17 protein-coding genes are annotated in these 18,624 nt (G+C 73.0%); 9 read left to right on the top strand and 8 right to left on the bottom strand.

Annotated features, from left to right (window positions below; translation table 11 throughout):
• Positions 1-39 precede the first annotated feature (39 nt).
• The 4 genes from ABTY62_RS34550 (at position 40) to ABTY62_RS34535 (ending at position 2,784) form a co-directional block, all read left to right on the top strand.
• Positions 40-627, top strand: coding sequence for a 1,2-dihydroxy-3-keto-5-methylthiopentene dioxygenase (locus ABTY62_RS34550; RefSeq protein ID WP_352133361.1), 588 nt, complete (start codon positions 40-42; stop codon positions 625-627).
• Positions 624-1,352 carry an acireductone synthase gene (gene mtnC, locus ABTY62_RS34545; RefSeq protein ID WP_352133360.1) on the top strand — a complete coding sequence of 243 codons (729 nt, stop codon included), beginning with the start codon at positions 624-626 and terminating at the stop codon, positions 1,350-1,352. Before ABTY62_RS34550 ends, mtnC begins: the two co-directional genes overlap by 4 nt.
• The gene (gene mtnB / locus ABTY62_RS34540; protein ID WP_352133359.1) at positions 1,349-1,993 is read left to right on the top strand and encodes a methylthioribulose 1-phosphate dehydratase; all 645 of its coding nucleotides are present in this window, start codon (positions 1,349-1,351) and stop codon (positions 1,991-1,993) included. Before mtnC ends, mtnB begins: the two co-directional genes overlap by 4 nt.
• A gap of 320 nt (positions 1,994-2,313) precedes the next feature.
• Entirely contained in the window at positions 2,314-2,784 is a 471-nt protein-coding gene (locus ABTY62_RS34535) for a hypothetical protein (protein WP_352133358.1), read from the top strand.
• A gap of 80 nt (positions 2,785-2,864) precedes the next feature.
• Here the strand turns inward: ABTY62_RS34535 and mtnA are convergent, their stop codons facing one another.
• Positions 2,865-3,896, bottom strand: a complete 1,032-nt coding sequence (mtnA, locus tag ABTY62_RS34530) for an S-methyl-5-thioribose-1-phosphate isomerase (RefSeq protein WP_352133357.1) — start codon at positions 3,894-3,896, stop codon at positions 2,865-2,867.
• A 124-nt stretch (positions 3,897-4,020) separates the two neighbouring features.
• On the opposite strand from mtnA, the gene ABTY62_RS34525 reads away from it, so the two are divergent.
• The 3 genes from ABTY62_RS34525 to ABTY62_RS34515 all read left to right on the top strand — a co-directional run bounded on the left by ABTY62_RS34525 (position 4,021) and on the right by ABTY62_RS34515 (position 6,152).
• Entirely contained in the window at positions 4,021-4,632 is a 612-nt protein-coding gene (locus tag ABTY62_RS34525) for a sulfite oxidase-like oxidoreductase (protein ID WP_352133356.1), read from the top strand.
• Positions 4,625-5,410, top strand: a complete 786-nt coding sequence (locus ABTY62_RS34520; RefSeq protein ID WP_352133355.1) for a ferredoxin reductase — start codon at positions 4,625-4,627, stop codon at positions 5,408-5,410. The genes ABTY62_RS34525 and ABTY62_RS34520 overlap by 8 nt, the downstream gene beginning before the upstream one ends.
• Positions 5,411-5,480: 70 nt before the next feature.
• A complete protein-coding gene (locus ABTY62_RS34515; protein ID WP_311725274.1) occupies positions 5,481-6,152 on the top strand; it encodes a FadR/GntR family transcriptional regulator in 672 nt (223 codons plus the stop codon).
• 71 nt (positions 6,153-6,223) lie between these two features.
• On the opposite strand, the gene ABTY62_RS34510 is transcribed toward ABTY62_RS34515, so the two are convergent.
• The 7 genes from ABTY62_RS34510 to ABTY62_RS34480 form a co-directional block, all read right to left on the bottom strand.
• On the bottom strand, positions 6,224-7,072 hold the full coding sequence (locus ABTY62_RS34510; protein WP_352133354.1) for an amidohydrolase family protein: 849 nt from the start codon (positions 7,070-7,072) through the stop codon (positions 6,224-6,226).
• Between the two features lie 33 nt (positions 7,073-7,105).
• Complete coding sequence (locus ABTY62_RS34505) at positions 7,106-8,113, bottom strand: aldo/keto reductase (RefSeq protein WP_352133353.1); 1,008 nt, start codon at positions 8,111-8,113, stop codon at positions 7,106-7,108.
• A gap of 35 nt (positions 8,114-8,148) precedes the next feature.
• Positions 8,149-9,195 carry an ABC transporter permease gene (locus ABTY62_RS34500; RefSeq protein WP_352133352.1) on the bottom strand — a complete coding sequence of 349 codons (1,047 nt, stop codon included), beginning with the start codon at positions 9,193-9,195 and terminating at the stop codon, positions 8,149-8,151.
• Complete coding sequence (locus ABTY62_RS34495) at positions 9,192-10,856, bottom strand: sugar ABC transporter ATP-binding protein (RefSeq protein ID WP_352133351.1); 1,665 nt, start codon at positions 10,854-10,856, stop codon at positions 9,192-9,194. The genes ABTY62_RS34500 and ABTY62_RS34495 overlap by 4 nt, the downstream gene beginning before the upstream one ends.
• A gap of 2 nt (positions 10,857-10,858) precedes the next feature.
• Positions 10,859-11,893 (bottom strand): sugar ABC transporter substrate-binding protein, encoded by a 1,035-nt coding sequence (locus ABTY62_RS34490; protein ID WP_311725269.1) that lies wholly within the window; start codon positions 11,891-11,893, stop codon positions 10,859-10,861.
• Between the two features lie 92 nt (positions 11,894-11,985).
• Positions 11,986-12,735 (bottom strand): SDR family NAD(P)-dependent oxidoreductase, encoded by a 750-nt coding sequence (locus ABTY62_RS34485; RefSeq protein WP_352133430.1) that lies wholly within the window; start codon positions 12,733-12,735, stop codon positions 11,986-11,988.
• 32 nt (positions 12,736-12,767) lie between these two features.
• On the bottom strand, positions 12,768-14,111 hold the full coding sequence (locus tag ABTY62_RS34480) for an L-fuconate dehydratase (RefSeq protein ID WP_352133429.1): 1,344 nt from the start codon (positions 14,109-14,111) through the stop codon (positions 12,768-12,770).
• Positions 14,112-14,488: 377 nt separating this feature from the next.
• Here ABTY62_RS34480 and ABTY62_RS34475 point away from each other — a divergent pair, with 377 nt between their 5' ends.
• Both ABTY62_RS34475 and ABTY62_RS34470 read left to right on the top strand, forming a co-directional pair.
• Positions 14,489-15,631 carry a PAC2 family protein gene (locus ABTY62_RS34475; RefSeq protein ID WP_352133350.1) on the top strand — a complete coding sequence of 381 codons (1,143 nt, stop codon included), beginning with the start codon at positions 14,489-14,491 and terminating at the stop codon, positions 15,629-15,631.
• A gap of 263 nt (positions 15,632-15,894) precedes the next feature.
• Entirely contained in the window at positions 15,895-18,609 is a 2,715-nt protein-coding gene (locus ABTY62_RS34470; protein ID WP_352133349.1) for a cation-translocating P-type ATPase, read from the top strand.
• The last annotated feature ends 15 nt before the right edge of the window (positions 18,610-18,624 follow it).

Below are 18,624 nucleotides of genomic sequence, written 5' to 3'. Positions count from 1 at the left end.
CGGCTTCAACCCCTCCCCTCTTCCGGCTTGGAGTCCTTGATGACCCTTCTGACCACCTGGCCGGAGTCCGGCCCGGAGACCGTGGTGCGCCGCACCGAGGACCCCGCCGAGATCGCCGCGGCGCTCGCCCCGATCGGTGTGCGCTACGAGCGGTGGCCCGTCCGTGAGGACGTGCCCCGGGACGCCGACAGCGACGCCGTGTTCGCCGCGTACCGCGCCGAGATCGACAAGCTGGTCGGGGAGGAGTCCTTCGCCACCGTCGACGTGGTCGCCCTGCACCCCGGCGACGACGCCGAGTGGCCCGCGAAGGCAAAGGCGGCGCGCGAGAAGTTCCTCAGGGAGCACACCCACGACGATGACGACGAGGTCCGCTTCTTCGTCGCGGGCGCGGGCGTCTTCTATCTGCACGTGGGCGGCGAGGTGCACGCCGTGCTGTGCGAGGCGGGCGACCTCCTCGGGGTGCCGCGCGGCACCACCCACTGGTTCGACATGGGCGTCTCCCCGTCCTTCACCGCCATCCGCTTCTTCCACGAGGAGGACGGCTGGATCGGCAACTTCACCGGCAGCGAGATCGCCCTGCGCTTCCCCGACTTCGACGCGCTGAAGGCCGGGCGGACCGCCGCGTGAGCCCTGCCGTCTCCTTCGCCGGCGTCGAGTCGGTGGTCCTCGACATCGAGGGCACCACCAGCGCCACCGGGTTCGTCGTCGAGGTGCTCTACCCGTACTCGCGCGAACGGTTCGGCGCGCTGCTGGCCGAGCGGGCGCAGGAGCCGGCGGTGCGCCGGGCGGCGGAGCAGGTCCGCGAGGCGGCCGGCGAGCCGGACGCCGACGCCGCCCGGATCGAGCGGATCCTGGGGTCGTGGCTGGACGAGGACCGCAAGGCCACGCCCCTGAAGACGCTTCAGGGCATCATCTGGTCGGAGGGGTTCGCGCGCGGCGAGCTGGTCTCGCACTTCTACCCCGACACCATCCCGGCGCTGCGCCACTGGCACGCGGCGGGGCTGCGGCTGCACATCTACTCCTCCGGGTCGGTGGCCGCGCAGCGCGCATGGTTCGGCCACACGCCCGAGGGCGATCTGATCCCCCTGCTCGACGGGTTCTACGACACGGAGAACGCGGGCCCCAAGCAGTCCCCCGGGTCCTATGCCGCGATCACCGCGGCCATCGGCACCGACCCGGCCCGCACCCTCTTCCTCTCCGACCGCCCCGGCGAGCTGGACGCGGCCCGCGCGGCGGGCTGGCGCACCGTCGGCGTGCGGCGCCCCGGCGAGCCGTACTTCGAGCAGGGCGTCGGCGACCACCCCGAGGCCGCGGGCCTCGACGAGATCACTCTCACAAGGAGCACCCCGTGACGGAGACCGCGGACCTGGAGCAGGGACCGGACCAGGACCTGGAGCGGGCCGGAGCCGTGCTGGCGGCCGAGGCGGCGCGCTTCGCGTCGTTCGGCTGGATGCGCGGCACGTCCGGCAATCTGTCGATGGTGCTCTCGCGCGACCCGCTGCGCCTCGCCGTCACCGCGAGCGGCCGGGACAAGGGCGAGCTGGCCCCCTCCGATGTGGTCCTGGTGGACAGGGCGGGCGCGGCGGTGCCGCTGCCGGACGGCCGCGCGCCGGGCAGGCCCTCGGCCGAGGCCGAGCTGCATGCCCGGGTCGCCCGGCTGACGGGTGCGGGCGCGGTGGTCCATGTGCACACCGTCGCGTCGGTGGCTCTGGGCCGCCGCCACCCCGGCGGGCTGGTGTTCAAGGACCTGGAGATGCTCAAGGGCGTGGGCCACCCGGCGGAGGGCGAGGAGATCACCCTGCCGGTGATCGCCAACAGTCAGGACATGCGGGTCCTCGGCGACCGCCTGGAGGAGGCCCGCGACCCGCGGATGCCGGCGGTGGTGGTCGCCGGACACGGGCTGTACGTGTGGGGCGCGGATCCGCGGCAGGCGCGCCACCACACGGAGGTCGTGGAGTGGCTGCTGGAACTGGAGCTGGCGGGCGGGCGGTAGCCCGGCGCCGCGCTCGTGCCGGGGCGTGCCGCGCGCGCTCCGGCCCGGCGAACTGACTCGCCAGTAAAAAATCAGTGAATCGCTCTTGCGTTCTTCGGTGGCGCGCGCATCAATAACAGCGCCCCGCCTGACGGTCAGTCAGGGCCGGTGGCGGTCTGTGCGAGGCCCGAGCCGCAGCCCCGCGCGATCTCACCCCCCGCACCGCGCACACGTACGCAGCGACGCGCCCTCGGGCGCGCCGGATCCCGTCGCGCCTCGTGTGCGCCGCTCCACCAACGACGCGGCTGGCAGGCACCTCCCCCACACCGGAAGGCAGTCCCATGAGACCCATGAAACTCGGGATCGGCACGGCACTGGGAGCAGCGGGCATGGCCATGGGCGCGCTCGCACTGGCGCCGACCGCCACCGCGGTCACCCCGACCACCGCGACCCTGACGGCCGACTGCGGGACCTACGGCTCCGGCCTGGCCACGCTCACGGCCACGCAGAGCGGGACGTCCGCGACCATCACCCTGTCCTCGGCCGCCATCAAGGCGCCGATCGATGTTCCGGCCGGCTCGGTCAACTCGACGCTGACCCTGTCGAAGAACGGCTCCGGAACCACCACCTTCACCGGCAGCTCCAACCCGGCCATTCCGACCGGGTCCGATGTGACCACCGGCCCGCTCAAGGGCACGGTCGCCACCGGTGACGTCCTCGAGGCCAAGTCGCTGAAGCTGGTGATCTTCGGCCTCATCACGGTGAACTGCACCGCCACCTCGGCTCAGTCGCCGGGTCCGTTCACCTTCTGATCGCGTACAGCGCGTCCGGGCACCATGTGATCGTCGGCGGACCGGCGTCCCCCCGGCAGGGGGCGCCGGTCCGCTCGGCGTCAGGTCAGGTGCTCGCCCGGCAGCTGCCCCGCCGCCACCTCCAGCACACCGCGCTCGGTGACCAGCGCGGTGACCAGCCGTCCGGGGGTGACATCGAAGGCCGGGTTGTGGCCGCGCGAGGCCGCCGGGGCGGTGCGCACCCCGCCCCACTCCAGGACCTCCCGCTCGCCGCGCAGCTCGATATGGATGTCCGTGCCGCTGCCGGTGGCCAGGTCGACGGTGGTCGTCGGGGCCGCGACCAGGAACGGGATGCCCGCGTCGGCGCAGGCCAGGGCGATGCCGACGGTGCCGACCTTGTTGGCGGTGTCCCCGTTGGCGGCGATGCGGTCCGCGCCCACGAGGGCCGCGTCCACCTCCCCGCGCAGGATCGTGCCCGCGGCCGCGCCGTCGGCCTGGACGTAGTGCGGGATGCCCTCGTGGGCCAGCTCCCAGGCGGTGAGCCGGGACCCCTGGAGCAGCGGGCGGGTCTCGTCGGCGTACACCACCTCCACCAGGCCGCGCGCGTGCAGCTCCCGGACCACGCCGAGCGCGGTGCCCCAGCCCGCGGTGGCCAGGGCGCCGGTGTTGCAGTGCGTCAGCAGGCGCAGCGGCCGGTCCGCGGCCAGCCGCTTCACCAGCCAGTCGGCGCCGCACGCGCCCATGGCGCGGTTGGCCAGCTCGTCCTCGCGCAGCACGGCGTGCGCCTCGGCCAGCGCCGCGTCCCGCCCCCGGTCGAGCAGCGGCAGCACCCGGTCCACGCAGACGGCCAGGTTCACGGCGGTCGGCCGGGCCTCGCGGATGCGCGAGACGGCCGCCAGCAGCGCCGTACGGTCCCAGCCCTCGCGCTCGGCCTGCCGCTGCGCCACCACCACGCCGTACGCCCCGGCGGCGCCGATGGCCGGGGCGCCGCGCACGACCAGCCGCTGGATGGCGTCCACCAGGGCGTCCGCGTCGTCGACTCGGAGCCGCTCCAGCCGGTCCGGCAATACGGTCTGGTCGATCAGCCACAGGCCGTCTTCGGCCCACTCGACGGCGCGCAGTTCCTGGCTCACGGGTGACGCTCCTGGACGTACGGGAGGGGTGGTGTGGGGGTGGCGCCACCGTACATGAGCTGCGCGAACCACAGTTCGAGACGCCCGGGCGGCGGGGCCGGGCCGGTGCTAGCCTCCTTGCGTCATGAGCACCACCCGCGGCTTCACCGGCCGCCCCCGCACCGCCGGCCCCGATCCGCGGCTGCCTCCCGGGCAGTACGACGCGGGCGAGGCCTTCCCCGTACTCGCCGCCGAGGTCACGCCCCGGCTGACCGCCGCCGACTGGACCTTCCGCATCGACGGCCTGGTGGACCGGCCCCGCACCTGGGGCCACGAGGAGCTGCGGGAGCTGCCGCGCGCGGAGTACCGCGGCGACATCCACTGTGTGACCGGCTGGTCCAAGTTCGGGGTGCGGTTCGCCGGGGTGAGCCTGGACGACCTCCTCGCGCAGGCGGGGCCCACGGCCGGCGCCACCCATGCGATCGTCTACTCGCACACCGGCTACACCACCGACCTGGAGCTGGCGGATCTGACCGGCGGCCGGGCCTGGATCGCCTTCGAGTACGACGGGCGGCCGCTGGCCCCCGAGCACGGCGGCCCGGCCCGGCTGCTGGTGCCGCACCTCTACTTCTGGAAGAGCGCCAAGTGGATCGCCGGGCTGCGGCTGCTCGACCACGACGAGCCCGGCTTCTGGGAGCAGAACGGCTACCACCGGCGCGGCAACCCGTGGCGGGAGGAGCGCTACGCCGGTGACTGACGCCCCCGCCCCGACCGGGGCCCTCGCACCCTTCGCGCCCATTGCGCCCTTCGTGCCCGACACCGCGTTCGCGGTCCCGGGCCGGATCGTGCCCAGCAACCGCGCCGCCGCCCGCTGGCAGCCCGCGCGCATCGCCGCGATCCGCCGGGAGACCCCGCGCGCCACCACCTTCCGGCTCGCGCTGTCCCGCTGGACGCCGCATGCGCCGGGCCAGCACTACATGGTGCGGCTGACCGCTCCGGACGGCTACACCGCGACGCGCCACTACTCGGTGGCCTCCCCGCCCGAGGACGAGGGCTTCATCGAGCTCACCGTCGGCCATGTGGCGGGCGGCGAGGTGTCCGGCCATCTGCACACCGCCGCCCGCCCCGGCGACACGGTGGAGGTGCGCGGACCGCTCGGCGGCTTCTTCGCCTGGCCCGGCGACCGGCCCGCGCTGCTGCTGGGCGCGGGCACGGGGGTGGTGCCGCTGATGGCGATGGTGCGCCACCACCGGCGCCGTGGGCTGAGTGTGCCGCTGCGGCTGATCGTCAGCGCCCGTACCCGCGAGGACCTGCTCTACGCCGACGAGTACGGCGCGGAGACCACGGCCGTGCTGACCCGCACCGCCGGGCGGCTGTCCGCCGCCCATGTGTCCCCGTATCTTCGGGGCGGCGAGCAGGCGGCGGACTGGGAGGCGTATGTGTGCGGCGGCAACGGCTTCGCCGAACACGCCTCCCGGATCCTGGTCGACGGCGGACAGCCGGTGAACCGCATCCGTATCGAACGCTTCGGGTGAGCGGCGGGCGGGCATCGGAAGGCGCCATAATGGGGGCAGACATCGGATGTCTGAACCGGGGAGGTCCATCATGGCGGTCACCGACGAGGCGATCGAAAAGATCAAGGGCATGATCGTCTCGGGTGCGCTGCGCCCGGGTGACCGGCTCCCGAAGGAGAGCGAACTCGCCGCCGAGCTCGGCCTGTCCCGCAACTCGCTGCGCGAGGCGGTGCGCGCCCTGTCGCTGATCCGCATCCTGGATGTACGCCAGGGCGACGGGACCTATGTCACCAGCCTGGACCCGCAGTTGCTGCTGGAGGCGCTGAGCTTCGTCGTCGACTTCCACCGCGACGACACCGTGCTGGAGTTCCTCGCGGTCCGCCGCATCCTGGAGCCCGCGGCCACGGCGCTGGCCTGCACCCGGATCAGCGACGCCACGCTGGACGCGCTGGGCGCGCAGCTGGACGCGCTCGGGCCGGAGCCCTCGGTGGAGGAACTGGTCGCGTGCGACCTGGACTTCCACCGGGGCATCGTCCAGGCCTCCGGGAACTCGGTGCTGTGCTCGCTGCTGGACGGGCTGTCCGGGCCGACGACGCGCGCCCGGGTCTGGCGCGGGCTGACCCAGGAGGACGCGGTCAGCCGCACGCTGCATGAGCACCGGGCGATTCTGGGGGCGCTGCGGGATCGGGATGTGGAGGCGGCGCGGTCCTGGGCGACGGTGCATGTCGCGAGCGTGGAGCAGTGGCTCCGCTCCACGCTCTGACCCCACCGGGGCTCCGCCCCGGACCCCGGTCCTCAAGCGCCGGACGGGCTGGTTCCAGCCCGCCGCAGGCACTACGCGTTCAAGCCGTACGCGCGGGTCGCCGAGGCGCCGAAGACCGCCGCCCGCTCCGCCTCCGTGAGGCGGAGCGTGGCGCGGTCGGCCAGCTCCACCACCTGGTCGTAGGTCGCGGCGAGGGTGCACACGGGCCAGTCGGAGCCGAAGAGCACCCGGTCGGGGCCAAAGGTGTCGAGCACATGCTCCGCGTAGGGCAGCACGTGCTCCGGGAGCCAGGAGTCCCACGCGGCCTCGGTCACCAGGCCGGAGAGCTTGCAGACGACGTTCGGGAGCGCCGCGAGCGCGGCCAGTTCCCCGTCCCAGGGGTCGCGGGCGCCGCTCGCGACAGGCGGCTTCGCCGCGTGGTCGAGGACGAAGCGCAGGCCGGGCAGGTCGCGGACGGCGTCGATGGCGGCGGGCAGTTCGCGCGGGGTGATCAGCAGGTCGTAGGCGAGGTCCGCGTCCGCGAGGTGGGCGAGCCCGCGGCGGACGTCGGGGCGGGCCAGCCAGTGCCGGTCCGGCTCGTCCTGCACCTGGTGGCGCAGGCCGACCAGGCGGTCCCCGCCGGGCGCGGCGCGCAGGGCCGCGAGGACGTCGGGCAGGGCGGGGTCGGTGAGGTCGGCCCAGCCGACGACGCCCGCGACGCGGGCCGAGGCGTGCGCCACTGCGAGGAGTTCGACCGTCTCGTCGTGGGAGGAGCTGGACTGCACCACGACCGTGGCGTCGACGCCGTTCGCCTCGAGGTGCGGCTCCAGGTCCTCGAGGGTGAACGTACGGTGGATCGGGTCGGCCCAGGGGCCGTCCATCCAGGGCTGGTCGCGGCGGGCCAGGTCCCACAGGTGGTGGTGGGCGTCGATGCGCGGCACGGGAGTGCGCTCCTCCGGGTAGGCAGTGGGGCGTCAGCGGGCGGTCGTCGTCGGCAGGGGGAGGTCCTCGTCGAGCAGGCCGCGGTCCACCAGGGCCGGCCACAGCTCGTCCGGGATGTCGTGTCCGAACATCTCGGCGTTGTCGCGCACTTCTTCCGGCGAGGCGCAGCCGACGACCGCCGCGGCCACGGCCGGGTGGCCGAAGGGGAAGCGCAGAGCCGCCGCCCGCAGCGGCACGCCGAACTCGGCGCAGACCGCGGCGAGGCGCCGGGCGCGCTCCAGGATGTCGGCCGGCGCCTGCTGGTAGTTGTAGTGCGCGTTCGGGCCGGGGTCGGCGAGCAGGCCGGAGTTGTAGACGCCGCCGACGACCACGGAGGTGCCGCGCCGCTCGCACACGGGCAGCAGGTCGTCGTGGGCGGTGCGCTCCAGGAGGGTCCAGCGGCCGGCGCACAGCACGACGTCGACGTCGAGGTCGGCCACGAACCGGGCGAGCACATCGCTGTGGTTCATGCCGAAGCCGATGGCGCGTACGCGCTTCTGGTCGCGGAGTTCGGCCAGGGCCGGGAAGGCCGTCTCATAGACCTCGGGGATGTGGTGTTCCGCATCGTGGAGGTAGACGATGTCGACGCTCTCCAGGCCGAGGCGGTCCAGGGACGACTCCAGGGTGGCGCGGATCCCGTCCCGGGTCAGATCCCACTCCCGGACGCGGTCCGGGGTCTCGACGAACCCCTGCGCGTCGACCGGCTCCCCGGGTCTGCGGGGCCGCAGGGCGCGCCCCACCTTGGTGGAGAGGGTGTACGAGGCGCGGTCGCGGCCCGCCAGGGCGCGCCCGAGGCGCTCCTCGGACAGGCCGACCCCGTAGTGCGGCGCGGTGTCCATATAGGTGCACCCGGCCTCGAAGGCGGCCTGGACGGTGGCCAGGGCGCGCTCGTCGGGCATGGCGGTGTACAGATTGCCCAGGGTCGCGCAGCCGAGCCCGAGCGCCGGTACGTGTACGCCCGTGCGCCCGAGCTCGCGCGGGCCCTCGGGTGGCTGCGCCATGGGTCACTCGCCCTTCTCGCCGGTCATGCTGTCGGTCAGTCCTGCTTCTCGCCGCTGGCATAGCGGGAGATGATGAGCGCGACGATGATGATCGAGCCGTTGATGAACTGGTTCCACAGCGGCGGAACGCCGCCGAGCGTCATCACGTTGACCACCAACTGAAGCGTAAGCACACCCGTGAGCGCGCCGAAGAGCGTGCCGCGCCCGCCCTTGAGGCTGATGCCTCCGATGACCGCGGCGGCGAACACCTGGAAGATCCAGCCGTTGCCCTGGGTGGCCGCCACCGAGCCGTAGTGGCCGGTGTAGAGGATGCCGGCGAAGGCGGCGAGCAGCCCGCCGACGGACAGCACGATCCAGGTGATCCGGTCGACCCGGACGCCGGCGGCGCGCGCGGCCTCCGGGTTGCCGCCGATGGCGTACAGCGCGCGCCCGTGGCGCAGATAGGCCAGCGCCAGGCCGCCGACCGCGTACAGGCCCAGGCAGATCCACACGGCGGCGGGGGCGCCCATCCAGCTCGCCTTGCCCAGGTAGCGGAAGGACTCGGGGACGTTGATGATCGACTGGCCCTCGGCGACGCCCACCTGGAGGCCGCGCAGCATGGTGAGCATGCCGAGCGTGGCGATGAACCCGTTGACGCGGAGCTTGAGGATGAGGAAGCCGTTGGCCGCCCCGATCGCGGCGCCGACGGCCAGGCACAGCGGGATCGCGGTCCAGGTGGGCAGCAGGCCCAGGCCCTCGAACCGGGCGCCGTGGGCGGGCAGCACCAGCCACAGGGCGATCACGGGGGCGACGGCGATGGTGGACTCCAGGGAGAGGTCCATCCGCCCGCAGATCAGGATCAGTGCCTCGCCCAGCACCAGCAGCCCCAGCTCGGTGGACTGCTGGACGACGCCGATCAGATTGTCCTGGGTGAGGAAGGCGGGCGAGACGATGAAGCCGATCACGCCCAGGACGAAGATCACCGGGACCAGGGAGAGATCCCGCCAGCGGGCGATGTCGATCTTCGGCCGCGCCCGTCCCGCCGTCGCCGGGTCGCCGGCCGCCACCACCTCGGCGGGGCGCTGCCGTGCGGTATCGGTCATGACTGGCTTCCCTCTTTCCCCTCAATTCCGGCGTTTTCCCTTGCCTGTTCCGCGCCGTGCCCCGCTTCGACCACCGCGGACACCGCGGACAACGTGCCCGCCGCGGTCTCCCGGTCGGCCATCCCCTCCATCGCGGCGACCAGCCCGTGGTCGCTCCAGTCGCTGCCGAACTCGGCGACGACCCGCCCGTGGAAGAACGCCAGCACGCGGTCGCACACCCGCAGGTCGTCCAGCTCGTCGGAGACGATCACGGCGCCGCTGCCGGCCGCCGCCACCTCCCGTACGACGCCCAGCAGCGAGTCCTTGGACTTCACGTCCACCCCGGCGGTCGGGCGGATGGCCACCAGGACGCTCGGCTCGCGGGCGAGCGCCCGCGCGATGACCACCTTCTGCTGGTTGCCGCCGGAGAGGCCGGAGACGGGCTGTCCGGGGCCCGAGGTCTTGATGTCGAGCGAGGTGATCATGCGCTCGGCGAAGGCCCGGGTCCGGGAGGGCAGCACCGTCCCGAAGGGCCCGAGCTGGTCGGCCACGGTCAGCGTGGCGTTCTCGGCGACGCTGCGGCCCAGGACCAGGCCCTGGCGGTGCCGGTCCTCGGGTACGTACCCGATGCCCGCGTCGAGGGCGTGCGGCACGCTTCCGGGGCGTACGGCGCGGCCGCGCACCGCCACCCGTCCGCCGTCCGGCTTGCGCAGCCCGACCAGGGTCTCGCCGACCGCGGTGTTGCCGCTGGCCGTCGCCCCGGCCAGGCCCACCACCTCGCCCGGCCGCACCACCAGGTCCAGCGGGTCGAACTCGCCCGCGCGGGCGAGCCCTTCGGTGCGCAGCACCGGCTCCGCGCCCGGGCCGGTCTCCCGGCCCGGGCGGGGCGCGGGCACGGCTCCGCGCGCCCGCTCGGGCGGCCCGGCCTCGGCGTCCCCGGTCATCGCCGCGACCAGCTCGTCCTTGGGCAGTTCGGCGACCGGGGCGGTCACCACGTGCCGGGCGTCACGGAAGACGGTAACGGTGTCGCAGAGCTCGTAGACCTCCTGGAGGTGGTGCGAGATGAACAGGAAGGCCACGCCCTGGCGGCGCAGCTCCAGCAGCTTGGTGAAGAGCCGGTCGATGCCGCCCGCGTCGAGCTGGGCGGTGGGCTCGTCGAGGATGATCAGTCGGGCGCCGAAGGACAGCGCCCTGGCGATCTCGACGAACTGCCCCTGCTCGACGGTGAGGTCCTTGGCGCGGGTCTGCGGGTCGACGTCCACCCCGTACTCGGCCAGCAGGGCGCGGGCGTCCTCGCGCAGCGCGCGCCAGCGGATCCGGGCGGTGCCCTGGAAGCGGCCCAGGTAGAGGTTCTCGGCGACCGTCAGATCGGGCACCACCATGGACTTCTGGTAGACGCAGGCCACCTTGCGCTGCCAGGCGGCGGTGTCGCCGTAGCCGGGGGCGGGCTCGTCGGAGAAGGTGACGGTGCCCTCGTCCGGGCGCTCCATGCCGGTGAGCACGGACACCAGCGTGGACTTGCCCGCCCCGTTGCGCCCGACCAGCGCATGGGCCTCCCCGGGCCGTACGGACAGCTGCGCGCGGTCCAGGGCCAGGGTCGGCCCGAACCGTTTGACGATGCGCTCCGCCCGTACGGCGGTGGGCTCGGCCCCGGTGGCGGCGGGCTGGTCTGCGGCGGCCATGGCTACTTCTTCTCGAGCTGGTTGGCCCACAGCGCCTTGTCGTCGACGTTCTCCTTGGTGACCAGCGGCGCCGGAAGCTGGTCCTCCAGACCGTTCTTGATCTTGACGATCTCGGAGCCGTGGTCGGTCTTGCCGGGTTTGAACGTCTTGCCGTCCAGAGCCGCCTTGGCGTACTCCAGCGCGTACTTGGCGTAGAGGTCGGCGGGCTGGGAGAGGGTGGCGTCGATCTTCCCTGAGCGGATCGCGTCCAGCTCCTCCGGGATGCCGTCGTTGGAGATGATCGTGATGTGCCCGTCCGACCCGGCGGGCTTGAGCAGCTTCTTCTGCTCGAGCAGCGCGAGCGTGGGCTGGAGGAAAGCGCCGCCGGCCTGCATGTAGATGCCGTCGACGTCCTTGTGCTGGGCCAGCAGGCTCTGGAGCTTGGCGGAGGCGACGTCGCCCTTCCAGTCGGTGGGCAGCTCGTGCACCGTGATGCCGGGGAACTTGTCCTTCATGCAGGACGCGAACGCCTCCGACCGGTCACGGCCGTTGATGGAGCTCAGGTCGCCCTGAAGCTCGGCGACCCGGCCCTTGCCGCCCAGCTGCTTGCCCAGGTACTCGCAGGCCTTGGTGCCGTAGGCGCGGTTGTCGGCCCGTACGACCATGTAGACCTCGCCCGCGTCGGGGCGGGTGTCCACGCTGACGACGGGGATCTTCTTCTCCTTCAACTGGTCGAGGGTGGAGGAGATCGCGCCGGTGTCCTGCGGGGCCATGATGATCGCCTTGGCGCCCTGGTCGGTGAAGGCCTGGACGTTGGCGACGAGCTTGGCGATGTCGTTCTGCGAGTTGGACAGCGGCAGCGCGTTGACCGTGCCGTCGTCGATGCCCTTCTCGAGGTACTGCTGATAGGAGTTCCAGAAGTCCGTGTCCGTGCGCGGCATGTCGATACCGACCTTGCCCCCGCCGGCGCCGTTGCTCTCGCGGTTGCAGCCCGCGAGTGCGGCGGCGGCGAGCAGCACGGCACAGGCGACGGTGCCGGTCGTGCGGAGTCTCCTCATCGAGTCCCGTCCTTGGCTGTGGGGTGGTGCGGCTGCGGTGGCGCTGTGCGGCGGTTGGGCTGGGGACTGTGGACTGTCGGCCGTGGGCCGGGTTACGTGGCGGGGCGCAGGCGCAGGCCCTGCATCCCCCCGTCGACGGCCAGCGCGGTGCCGGTGACGGCCGCGGCGGCGGGGCTCGCCAGATACGCGACGGCCGCGGCCACCTCGTCGGCGGACACCAGCCGTCCGGTCGGCTGCCGGGCCTCCAGGGCGGCGCGCTCGGCGGCCGGGTCGGCGGCCTGGCCGAGCAGCCGGCCGACCCAGGGGGTGTCGACGGTGCCGGGGTTGACGCAGTTGACGCGGATGCCGTCGCGCACATGGTCGGCGGCCATGGCCAGGGTCAGCGAGAGCACGGCGCCCTTGCTGGCGCTGTAGGCGGCGCGCTGCGGCAGCCCCGCGGTGGCCGCGATCGAGCAGGTGTGGGTGATGGAGACGCTGCCGGGCCGCTCTGCCGCGGCGGCGCGCAGATGGGGCAGCGCGGCCCGGGCGGTACGGACCAGGCCCAGGACGTTGACGTCCAGCACCCGCAGCCACTCCTCGTCGGAGTTGTCCTCGACGGTGCCGATGGCGCCGATCCCGGCGTTCCCGACGACGGTGTGCAGCACGCCGAACTCGGCGACGGCCTCGGCGACCCCGTTGCGTATCGCCTCGTCGGAGGTGACGTCGGCCTTCACCGCCAGGGTGCCGGCCGGGGCGCCGGCCGGGTCGCGGTCGAGCACCGCGACCCGCGCGCCGCCGTCGCGCAGCCGGGCGGCGATCGCGGCGCCGATACCGGAGGCGCCGCCGGTGACGAGCGCGGCCATGCCCTCGAAGTCGCCGGTGGGGTGGGCCTGGTTCACGAGGTTCCCTCCTGTTGTGCGGCGTTCCGGGCCTGCCATTCGGGCCCGTCGGGATAGCGGTAGGCGGCGATGGACTCGGGGTGCATCCGGGCGGAGAAGCCGGGCTCGGCCGGGGCGCGGTAGCGGCCGCGCTCGATGACGACCGGGTCGGCGAAGTGCTCGTGGAGGTGGTCGACGTACTCGATGACCCGGTCCTCCCAGCTGCCCGAGACCGCGACGAAGTCGAACATGGCCAGGTGCTGGACGAGTTCGCACAGGCCCACGCCGCCGGCGTGCGGGCAGACCGGCACCCCGTACTTGGCGGCGAGCAGCAGGATCGCCAGGTTCTCGTTGACGCCGGCCACCCGTGCCGCGTCGATCTGCACGAAGTCGACGGCGCCGGCCTGGAGCAGCTGCTTGAACACCACGCGGTTGGCGACATGCTCGCCGGTGGCGACCTTGACGGGCTGTCCGCTGCGGATGGCGGCGTGCCCGAGGACGTCGTCGGGGCTGGTGGGCTCCTCGATCCAGTGCGGCTCGTACGGGGCGAGGGCGCGCATCCAGCGCAGCGCCTCGGCCACGTCCCAGCGCTGGTTGGCGTCGACCGCGATCCGCACCTCGGGGCCGACGGCCTCGCGCGCCAGGCGCATCCGGCGCAGGTCCTCGTCGAGGTCGCCGCCGACCTTGAGCTTGATCTGGCCGAAGCCGTCGGCGACGGCCTCCTGGGCGAGCTTGGTCATCTTCTCGTCGGAGTAGCCGAGCCAGCCCGGGGAGGTGGTGTAGGCCGGATACCCCCGCTCGCGCAGTTGCGCGGCGCGCTCGGCGCGGCCCGGCTCGGCGGCGCGCAGGATCTCCAGCGCCTCCTCGGGGGTGAGGGCGTCGGAGAGGTAGCGGAAGTCGACCAGTTGGACCAGGTCCTCCGGCGGCAGGTCGGCGAGGAACTGCCACAGCGGCTTGCCCGCCTGCCGGGCGGCCAGGTCCCAGGCGGCGTTCACCACCGCGCCGGCCGCCATATGCATGACCCCCTTCTCGGGGCCGAGCCAGCGCAGCTGCGAATCGTGTGTCAGATCCCGGTAGAGCGCGCCCAGGTCGGCCGCGGTCAGCGGGGCGGGGCGGCCCACGACCTGGGGGCGCAGGGAGCGGATCGCGGCCGCGGTGACATCGTTGCCACGGCCGATCGTGAAGACGAAGCCATGTCCCTCGGCCGGGGCGCCGCCGGTCTCGTCCTGCGCGTCGGTGCGCAGCACGACGTACGCCGCCGAGTAGTCGGGGTCGGGGTTCATGGCGTCCGAGCCGTCAAGCTCTTCCGAGGTGGGGAACCGGACGTCATGGACCTCGATCTCGGTGACGGTCGGGCGCAATCTCAACAGTGACTCCCTGCGTAACATGACTGACGCCGATAGAACATCGGACCTTTGGCGGTGATCCGATGTATAGCGCTGCACAGGCCCGGCCGTCCAGAGGTCTGCGCGAACTTTCCTCGAACCGATCGGGCAACAGGTCGGATGAATCTGGGCCTACGCTTGTGCCTGCCCTGCTCTCTACCCCTTCCTCGCCCCTTCCCCGCCTTTCCCCGCCCCTTCGCCGCCTTTTCCCCGCGCCTTCCTCGCTCCCTTCCGCACCCTCACATGGGGGCTGCGGCGGCAGGCCCCGGAAGCCGTAGGCTTGGGACGCACGCGAATGGAACTGCAACCGGAGGCGGTACGACCTGTCCGCCCCGGTCGGAAGGAGGCGCTGGGTGATCGAGCTTGAGGGGGTTCCCGAGCTGATCGACCCGGTCATGATCTGTGCCTTCGAGGGCTGGAACGACGCCGGAGACGCCGCCTCCACGGCGGTCGGGCACCTGGATCGGGAATGGAAGGGCGAGGTCTTCGCCGCGCTCGACGCGGAGGACTACTACGACTTCCAGGTCAACCGGCCCACCGTGGCGCTCGAGGGGGGCATCCGCAAGGTCACCTGGCCGACCACCCGGCTCTCGGTGGTCCGCGCCGTCGGCGGCGACAAGCCGCGCGACCTGGTGCTGGTGCGCGGCATCGAACCGAGCATGCGCTGGCGGTCGTTCTGCAACGAGATCCTCGGGTACGCCCATGAACTGGGCGTCGAGATGGTCGTGATCCTCGGCGCGCTGCTCGGCGACACCCCGCACACCCGGCCGGTGCCGGTCAGCGGTGTCACCTCCGATCCGGATCTGGCCCGCAGCCTCGACCTGGAGGAGTCACGGTACGAAGGCCCGACGGGCATCGTCGGCATCCTCCAGGAGGCGTGCACCCACGCGGGCGTCCCGGCGGTGAGCCTGTGGGCGGCCGTGCCGCACTACGTCTCGCAGCCGCCCAACCCCAAGGCCACCCTGGCGCTGCTCAACCGCCTCGAGGACCTGATCGGTGTGCGCATCCCGCTCGGCGAGCTGACGGAGGACGCGCGCGCCTGGCAGCTGGGCGTCGATCAACTCGCCTCGGAGGACAGCGAGGTCGCGGAGTACGTCCAGTCCCTGGAGGAGGCGCGCGACACCGCGGAGCTGCCGGAGGCGTCCGGCGAGGCGATCGCCCGCGAGTTCGAGCGCTATCTGCGGCGGCGGGACGGCCAGCCGGGCCCGGGCGGACACGCGACGGACGCGGGCGGGATCGCGGACGGGCGGGACGGGGTCGCGGGCGGCTCGGGCTCGTATCTGCGCGACCCCTCCGCCCCGGGTGCCGGACCCGGCACGGGCGGCGGCCCCGGAACCGGCTCCGCGCGGCCGCGCAGGCCCTCGGCGCAGGACGAGGCGGCGCAGGACGAAGCGGCGGGGGACGGCGCGGCGCAGGACGGCGCGGCCCAGGAGCCGGACGCGGGCGGCGGCGAAGGGGACGAGGGCGGCCGCGACCGCCCCGACGACCAGGACTGACCGGCTCTGACCAGCGCTGGGCAGCAGTGAGCAGCACTGACCGGCGCTGACCAGGACTGACTGGCAGAGCCCCGATGACTGCCCGGGTGACGCGGTGACGCGGCCCCGGGCAGCGCACGGGCAGCCCGCGCGGCGGATCTCCCGGAGCGCCCCGCCCCGCCGCCCGAACGGCCCCGCCCGTTCCCGCGAATGGCCGCCCCGCGATTGTCGCGCCCCCCGTGACGCCGCAGCGTGGCCGTACCGGAAGAAAGGGCTGGGCGGCGATGACGGGAGACGAGGCCTGGTACGCGCGCACGCCGCAGGAGGCGGCGGCCGCACTCGGGGTGGATCCGGCGGTCGGGCTGCCGGCCGCGCGGGCGGCCGAACTGCTGGCCGCGCACGGCCGGAACGCGCTGCCCGAGGAGAAGCCGCCGCCGACCTGGCGGCGCTTTCTCGCGCAGTACCGCAGCTATATGCAGATCATTCTCGTGATCGCCGCGGTGGTCTCCTTCGCGATCAAGGAGTGGAGCACCGGGATCCTGCTCGCCGCGCTGACCCTGCTGAACGCGGTCGTGGGCCTGCGCCAGGAGGGTAAGGCCGAGAGCGCGATGAACGCGCTGAAGTCGATGATGGAAGTGACCGCCCGGGTGCGGCGCGACGGGACCGAGTCACAGATCCCGGCCGAGGAACTCGTCCCCGGCGACATCGTGCTGATCGCCGCGGGCGACCAGGTGGCGGCGGACGGCCGGATCGTCGAGGCCAACACCCTCCAGATCGACGAGTCCGCGCTCACCGGCGAGAGCGTCCCCGCCGTCAAGGACGCCGGCACGCGGCCTGGCACCGGACTGGCGCCGGGCGACCAGACCAACATGGCGTTCATGAACACCCCGGTGACGCACGGCAGCGGCGTGCTGATCGTCACCGGGACCGGCGAGCACACCGAGCTCGGCAAGATCTCCGGGATGCTGTCGACCACCGCGCGGGAGGAGTCGCCGCTCACCAAGGAGCTCAACACCCTGACGCTGTGGATCGCGGGGGCGGCCGGCCTGACCATGATCGTGATGTTCGCCCTCGGCCGCGGCCGGGGCGAGGCGTGGGACGCGCTGTTCATCAGCGCCGTGTCGCTGGCCATCGCGGCCATCCCCGAGGCGCTGCCGACGGTGACCCAGGTGATCCTGTCCGTCGGCAGTCTCAGCCTGGCCAGGCGCAACGCGATCGTGAAGGAGCTGCCCTCGGTCGAGACCCTGGGGTTCACCTCGGCGATCAACTCGGACAAGACCGGCACCCTGACGATGAACCAGATGACCGCCGTCGAGGTCATCAGCCCCACCGACCGGTACACGGTCTCCGGCACCGGGTACGGCCTGGAAGGGCGCGTCCACCACGCCGCCGGCTCCTCCGCGGGCATCGAGGACGCGATCCTCCCCTATGTGGTGGCCAACGACGCGGAACTGGTCGACGGCCAGGTCGTCGGCGACCCGACCGAGGGCGCGCTGCTCGTACTCGGCCACAAGGCGGGCCTGGACATCGGGGCCACGCGGGAGCGGCTGTCCCGCCTCGCCACGCTGCCGTTCGACCCGGACTACAAGCTGATGGCCACCTTCAACTCCACCGTCGACGCCTCGGGCCGGCCGGTGGTGCGCTGCTTCGTCAAGGGCGCGGCGCCCGCGGTGATGGCGCGGGCCGCCACCGCGCTCTCGGCCGGCGAGAGCATCCCGTGGGACGAGGCGCTGCGCCGGCGCGCCGAGGAGGCGACCGAGCGGATGGGCGCGCAGGGGCGCCGGGTGATGGCGGCCGCCATCCGCGATCTGGACCCGGAGCGGTTCCACCCCGACGGGGACCTCCTGGCCCTCGTCACCGACCTGAAGATGACGAGCCTGGTCGGCATGGTCGACCCGCCGCGTGCGGAGTCCCGGGACGCGGTGGCCAGCGCCCAGCAGGCCCATATCCGGGTCCGCATGGTGACCGGGGACGATGTCACCACCGGCGCCGCCATCGCCCGGCAGCTCGGGATCCCCGGTGAGGCCGTCCTGGGCGCCGACTTCGCCGCGCTGCCGGAAGACGAGCAGCTGGCCCGGATCGACGACATCGGTGTGGTCGGGCGCGTCGCCCCCGAGCACAAGGTGCAGCTCGCGGCCACGCTCAAGAAGAAGGGCGAGGTCGTGGCGATGACCGGCGACGGCGTCAATGACGCGCCCGCCATCAAGGCCGCCGACATCGGCATCGCGATGGGCAGCGGCACGGACGTGGCGAAGAACGCCGGCCGGATGATCCTTTCCGACGACAACTTCTCCACGATCGTCTTCGCCGTGGAGGAGGGCCGGAAGCTGTACGACAACCTGACGAAGTACATCCGGTTCGTTCTGCTGCTGCTGGTCGCCTTCGTGCTGACCTTTCTCGGCGCCACCGTCTTCAACATCGCCTCGGGTGAGCCCTTCCCGCCGCCGCAGGTCCTGTGGATCCACTTCATCGTGAACGCGCCCTTCGGCTTCGCCCTCGGCTTCGACCAGCAGAGCCCGGGGCTGATGCGCCGTACCCCCCGCCCTCGCGGGGAGTCCGTGCTGACCAGGGCCGTCATGCTCACCGTCGGCCTCAGCGGGCTGGCCCTCACCGTCATCCTGCTCGGCCTGATCAAACTGGGCGAGACCCGCTTCGGCAGCGTCCACATCGGCAGCTCCATGGCGTTCACCGCCTTCGCGCTGTGCCTGATCGTCGCGGCCTTCGAATGCCGCAGCGAGACCGGCTCCGTGCTCACCGCGACCACCTTCGACAGCAAGCAGATGAACTGGACCGCCCTGGCCCAGTTCGTGCTCGCCGTCATGACCACCCAGCTCGACGGCTTCCGCCGCATCCTGGGCACCACCAGCCTGGACGCCCGCCAGTTCGGCTGGGCCCTGCTGTCCGCCGTGGTCTTCCTCGGCCTGTGGGAATCCGGCAAGCTCCTCGCCCGCCGCGCCCGGACCGCTGTCCGGACGGCTCCGGCCACGCAGCCCGTTTGACGTGCCACTCCGCAG

Origin of the sequence: Streptomyces sp. NPDC097640 (assembly GCF_040302705.1) — a bacterium.
GTDB lineage: Bacteria > Actinomycetota > Actinomycetes > Streptomycetales > Streptomycetaceae > Streptomyces.
This window is presented reverse-complemented; position numbering and strand designations above follow the sequence as displayed.

Coding starts and splice junctions, on each gene's coding strand:
- ABTY62_RS34550 (WP_352133361.1), top strand. CDS start 40: ATGACCCTTCTGACCACCTGGCCGGAGTCCGGCCCGGAGACCGTGGTG.
- ABTY62_RS34535 (WP_352133358.1), top strand. CDS start 2,314: ATGAGACCCATGAAACTCGGGATCGGCACGGCACTGGGAGCAGCGGGC.
- ABTY62_RS34525 (WP_352133356.1), top strand. CDS start 4,021: ATGAGCACCACCCGCGGCTTCACCGGCCGCCCCCGCACCGCCGGCCCC.
- ABTY62_RS34515 (WP_311725274.1), top strand. CDS start 5,481: ATGGCGGTCACCGACGAGGCGATCGAAAAGATCAAGGGCATGATCGTC.
- ABTY62_RS34505 (WP_352133353.1), bottom strand. CDS start 8,113: ATGGCGCAGCCACCCGAGGGCCCGCGCGAGCTCGGGCGCACGGGCGTA.
- ABTY62_RS34500 (WP_352133352.1), bottom strand. CDS start 9,195: ATGACCGATACCGCACGGCAGCGCCCCGCCGAGGTGGTGGCGGCCGGC.
- ABTY62_RS34495 (WP_352133351.1), bottom strand. CDS start 10,856: ATGGCCGCCGCAGACCAGCCCGCCGCCACCGGGGCCGAGCCCACCGCC.
- ABTY62_RS34490 (WP_311725269.1), bottom strand. CDS start 11,893: ATGAGGAGACTCCGCACGACCGGCACCGTCGCCTGTGCCGTGCTGCTC.
- ABTY62_RS34485 (WP_352133430.1), bottom strand. CDS start 12,735: ATGGCCGCGCTCGTCACCGGCGGCGCCTCCGGTATCGGCGCCGCGATC.
- ABTY62_RS34470 (WP_352133349.1), top strand. CDS start 15,895: ATGACGGGAGACGAGGCCTGGTACGCGCGCACGCCGCAGGAGGCGGCG.